Source organism: Chryseobacterium cupriresistens (genome assembly GCF_046614675.1).
GTDB lineage: Bacteria > Bacteroidota > Bacteroidia > Flavobacteriales > Weeksellaceae > Chryseobacterium > Chryseobacterium cupriresistens.
Map to the genome: position 1 here is coordinate 1 of NZ_JBKKJT010000017.1, position 5077 is coordinate 5077.

Genomic DNA, 5077 nt, shown 5'->3' on the forward strand with positions numbered 1-5077 from the left:
AAAAAACTTTAAAATTTTCTTCAAAAACATTTGGTCATTAAAAAATAAAGTTTTACTTTTGCACTCGCAAATACGGAGCGACACTGACAGAGAGATTGCTTCGTTGAAAAGCGGAAGATATAAAGATCATTGACATACAATATAACAACCAAGTAAGGAAAAACTAAAGCGTTAAAAACTTTGAGTGAGTCAGACAAACATACAATGGAGAGTTTGATCCTGGCTCAGGATGAACGCTAGCGGGAGGCCTAACACATGCAAGCCGAGCGGTAGAGATCTTTCGGGATCTTGAGAGCGGCGTACGGGTGCGGAACACGTGTGCAACCTGCCTTTATCTGGGGGATAGCCTTTCGAAAGGAAGATTAATACCCCATAATATACTGAATGGCATCATTCGGTATTGAAAACTCCGGTGGATAGAGATGGGCACGCGCAAGATTAGATAGTTGGTGAGGTAACGGCTCACCAAGTCTGCGATCTTTAGGGGGCCTGAGAGGGTGATCCCCCACACTGGTACTGAGACACGGACCAGACTCCTACGGGAGGCAGCAGTGAGGAATATTGGACAATGGGTGAGAGCCTGATCCAGCCATCCCGCGTGAAGGACGACGGCCCTATGGGTTGTAAACTTCTTTTGTATAGGGATAAACCTACCCTCGTGAGGGTAGCTGAAGGTACTATACGAATAAGCACCGGCTAACTCCGTGCCAGCAGCCGCGGTAATACGGAGGGTGCAAGCGTTATCCGGATTTATTGGGTTTAAAGGGTCCGTAGGCGGATCTGTAAGTCAGTGGTGAAATCTCACAGCTTAACTGTGAAACTGCCATTGATACTGCAGGTCTTGAGTGTTGTTGAAGTAGCTGGAATAAGTAGTGTAGCGGTGAAATGCATAGATATTACTTAGAACACCAATTGCGAAGGCAGGTTACTAAGCAACAACTGACGCTGATGGACGAAAGCGTGGGGAGCGAACAGGATTAGATACCCTGGTAGTCCACGCCGTAAACGATGCTAACTCGTTTTTGGAGCGCAAGCTTCAGAGACTAAGCGAAAGTGATAAGTTAGCCACCTGGGGAGTACGAACGCAAGTTTGAAACTCAAAGGAATTGACGGGGGCCCGCACAAGCGGTGGATTATGTGGTTTAATTCGATGATACGCGAGGAACCTTACCAAGGCTTAAATGGGAAATGACAGGTTTAGAAATAGACTTTTCTTCGGACATTTTTCAAGGTGCTGCATGGTTGTCGTCAGCTCGTGCCGTGAGGTGTTAGGTTAAGTCCTGCAACGAGCGCAACCCCTGTCACTAGTTGCCATCATTAAGTTGGGGACTCTAGTGAGACTGCCTACGCAAGTAGAGAGGAAGGTGGGGATGACGTCAAATCATCACGGCCCTTACGCCTTGGGCCACACACGTAATACAATGGCCGGTACAGAGGGCAGCTACACTGCGAAGTGATGCAAATCTCGAAAGCCGGTCTCAGTTCGGATTGGAGTCTGCAACTCGACTCTATGAAGCTGGAATCGCTAGTAATCGCGCATCAGCCATGGCGCGGTGAATACGTTCCCGGGCCTTGTACACACCGCCCGTCAAGCCATGGAAGTCTGGGGTACCTGAAGTCGGTGACCGTAACAGGAGCTGCCTAGGGTAAAACAGGTAACTAGGGCTAAGTCGTAACAAGGTAGCCGTACCGGAAGGTGCGGCTGGAACATCTCATTTTAGAGCGTCTTAGGACGTTAAACAAAATCAGTATCGTAAGATACAAAATACTTACTTAAAGCATAGCTTTAGTTTTTTGTTTGGTTGATTTATATTAAAAATACAAAACCCACTAGAAATTAGTAAAGGGATTGAGAGAGGCAAAGAAGATAAAAGCAGAGAGAGAAAGACGAAGAAATTAGTCTATTATCTATCAGTCTATCATCTTTTACGTCTAAAAGACAGTCTCGTAGCTCAGCTGGTTAGAGCGCTACACTGATAATGTAGAGGTCGGCAGTTCGAGCCTGCCCGAGACTACTAATTAAAGCGGATGGCGAATAGCTTTTGGCTGCTGGCATTTAGCCAATAGCAAGAAGCCATAAGCTAGAAGCAACTAGAGGGGGAATTAGCTCAGCTGGCTAGAGCGCCTGCCTTGCACGCAGGAGGTCAAGGGTTCGACTCCCTTATTCTCCACAGTTTTGGAGGTTTAGTTTAAAAGTTACGATTGGAGCCAACAACAACAATTGTTTACTAAACCAAAAGAAAGACATTAAGATCATTGACATTAACGGTAAAGACATCACAAAGAGAAAACCGAGCGCATAAAGCGCTTGAGTAACCAATAGGAAAGAAATCGTTAAGGGCGTATGGCGGATGCCTAGGCTTTCAGAGGCGACGAAGGACGTGGTAAGCTGCGAAAAGCTGCGGGGATTGGCACACACGAATTGATCCGCAGATATCCGAATGGGGCAACCCGGCATATTGAAGATATGTCACCTCGTAAGAGGAGCAAACCCGGAGAACTGAAACATCTAAGTACCCGGAGGAAAAGAAATCGAAGAGATTCCGTAAGTAGTGGCGAGCGAAAGCGGATTAGCCCAAAAGTCTTTATATATTTAGAAGAATGTTCTGGAAAGAACAGCCATAGACGGTGATAGCCCGGTATTCGAAAGGTATATAGAGATGATAAATGAGTAGGGCGGGACACGTGAAATCCTGTCTGAATATGGGGGGACCATCCTCCAAGGCTAAATACTCCTGAAAGACCGATAGTGAACAAGTACTGTGAAGGAAAGGTGAAAAGCACTTCGAATAGAAGGGTGAAATAGAACCTGAAACCGTACGCCTACAAGCGGTCGGAGCAGCGTAATGCTGTGACGGCGTGCCTTTTGCATAATGAGCCTACGAGTTAATTTTACTAGCGAGGTTAAGGTATTAAGTACCGGAGCCGGAGCGAAAGCGAGTCTGAATAGGGCGCATAGTTAGTAGGATTAGACGCGAAACCTTGTGATCTACCCATGGGCAGGTTGAAGCTCTGGTAACACAGAGTGGAGGACCGAACCGGTTGACGTTGAAAAGTCTTCGGATGACCTGTGGGTAGGGGTGAAAGGCCAATCAAACTGGGAGATAGCTCGTACTCTCCGAAATGCATTTAGGTGCAGCGTCGTATATAAGTTTATTAGAGGTAGAGCTACTGATTGGATGCGGGGGTTTCATCGCCTACCAATTCCTGACAAACTCCGAATGCTAATAAATGTTCTACGGCAGTGAGGGCATGGGTGCTAAGGTCCATGTCCGAGAGGGAAAGAACCCAGACCAACAGCTAAGGTCCCCAAATATATGTTAAGTTGAAACAACGCGGTTGGACTGCATTGACAGCTAGGATGTTGGCTTGGAAGCAGCCATTCATTTAAAGAGTGCGTAACAGCTCACTAGTCGAGCGGTCCGGCATGGATAATAATCGGGCATAAACATATTACCGAAGCTATGGATTTATATTTTAGATATATCTGGTAGGAGAGCATTCTATTTGCGCCGAAGCAGTACTGTGAGGTATTGTGGAGCGGATAGAAAAGAAAATGTAGGCATAAGTAACGATAAAGCAGGCGAGAAACCTGCTCACCGAAAGACCAAGGCTTCCTCAGCCATGCTAATCAGCTGAGGGTTAGTCGGGACCTAACGCGAACCCGAAAGGGGTAGTGGATGGACAATGGGTTAATATTCCCATACTTGCTCACAATAAAAGGGGACGGTTGGATGTAGCTGCTGGAGACTGACGGAATAGTCAAGGCCTAGCCTTCGGGCGAAGCTGCTGTAGTGTAATCTGATCCAAGAAAAGCCGAAGTGAAGCAACCCGTACCAAAACCGACACAGGTGGTCGAGGAGAGAATCCTAAGGTGCTCGAGTGAGTCGTGGCTAAGGAACTAGGCAAAATAGTCTCGTAACTTCGGAAGAAGAGACGCCATCAGCAATGGTGGCCGCAGTGAAGAGGCCCAGGCGACTGTTTATCAAAAACACAGGACTCTGCTAAATCGAAAGATGCTGTATAGGGTCTGACACCTGCCCGGTGCTGGAAGGTTAAGGAAGGTGCTTAGCGTAAGCGAAGGCATTAACTGAAGCCCCAGTAAACGGCGGCCGTAACTATAACGGTCCTAAGGTAGCGAAATTCCTTGTCGGGTAAGTTCCGACCTGCACGAATGGTGTAACGATCTGGGCACTGTCTCAGCCACGAGCTCGGTGAAATTGTAGTATCGGTGAAGATGCCGATTACCCGCAATGGGACGAAAAGACCCTGTGAACCTTTACTATAACTTCGTATTGACTTTGAGTAAGTAATGTGTAGGATAGGTGGGAGGCTTTGAAGCAGGCACGCTAGTGTTTGTGGAGCCGACGTTGAAATACCACCCTTTACTTACTTGGAGCCTAACTTCTTTCAGAAGGACATTGCGTGGTGGGTAGTTTGACTGGGGTGGTCGCCTCCAAAAGAGTAACGGAGGCTTTCAAAGGTACCCTCAGCACGCTTGGTAACCGTGCGTAGAGTGTAATGGCATAAGGGTGCTTGACTGTGAGACCAACAAGTCGATCAGGTGCGAAAGCAGGACATAGTGATCCGGTGGTTCCGTATGGAAGGGCCATCGCTCATAGGATAAAAGGTACTCCGGGGATAACAGGCTAGTCTCCCCCAAGAGCTCACATCGACGGGGAGGTTCGGCACCTCGATGTCGGCTCGTCACATCCTGGGGCTGGAGAAGGTCCCAAGGGTTGGGCTGTTCGCCCATTAAAGTGGCACGCGAGCTGGGTTCAGAACGTCGTGAGACAGTTCGGTCTCTATCTATTGCGGGCGTTAGATGTTTGAGAGGGCTTGATTCTAGTACGAGAGGACCGAATTGAACAAACCTCTGGTGTATCAGTTGTACCGCCAGGTGCACCGCTGAGTAGCTACGTTTGGAAGAGATAAGCACTGAAAGCATATAAGTGCGAAACTCGCCTCAAGATGAGACATCTTTTAAGGGTCGTTGTAGATGACGACGTTGATAGGCTATAGGTGTAAAGACAGTAATGTCATAGCCAAGTAGTACTAATTACCCGTAGATTTATAG

Annotated in this window: 2 tRNA genes and 2 rRNA genes; all 4 read left to right on the forward strand. The window is 47.6% G+C overall.

Annotated elements, in window-relative coordinates:
* Nucleotides 1–201 precede the first annotated feature (201 nt).
* A 16S ribosomal RNA gene (locus ACLI50_RS22480) occupies nt 202–1718 on the forward strand.
* 223 nt (nt 1719–1941) lie between these two features.
* A tRNA-Ile gene (locus tag ACLI50_RS22485) sits at nt 1942–2015 on the forward strand.
* An 82-nt stretch (nt 2016–2097) separates the two neighbouring features.
* Nucleotides 2098–2171: transfer RNA gene (locus tag ACLI50_RS22490), tRNA-Ala, on the forward strand.
* 153 nt (nt 2172–2324) lie between these two features.
* Nucleotides 2325–5075: ribosomal RNA gene (locus ACLI50_RS22495) — 23S ribosomal RNA — on the forward strand.
* Together the 16S and 23S rRNA genes with 2 tRNA genes alongside form the textbook arrangement of a ribosomal RNA operon.
* Nucleotides 5076–5077: the final 2 nt, after the last annotated feature.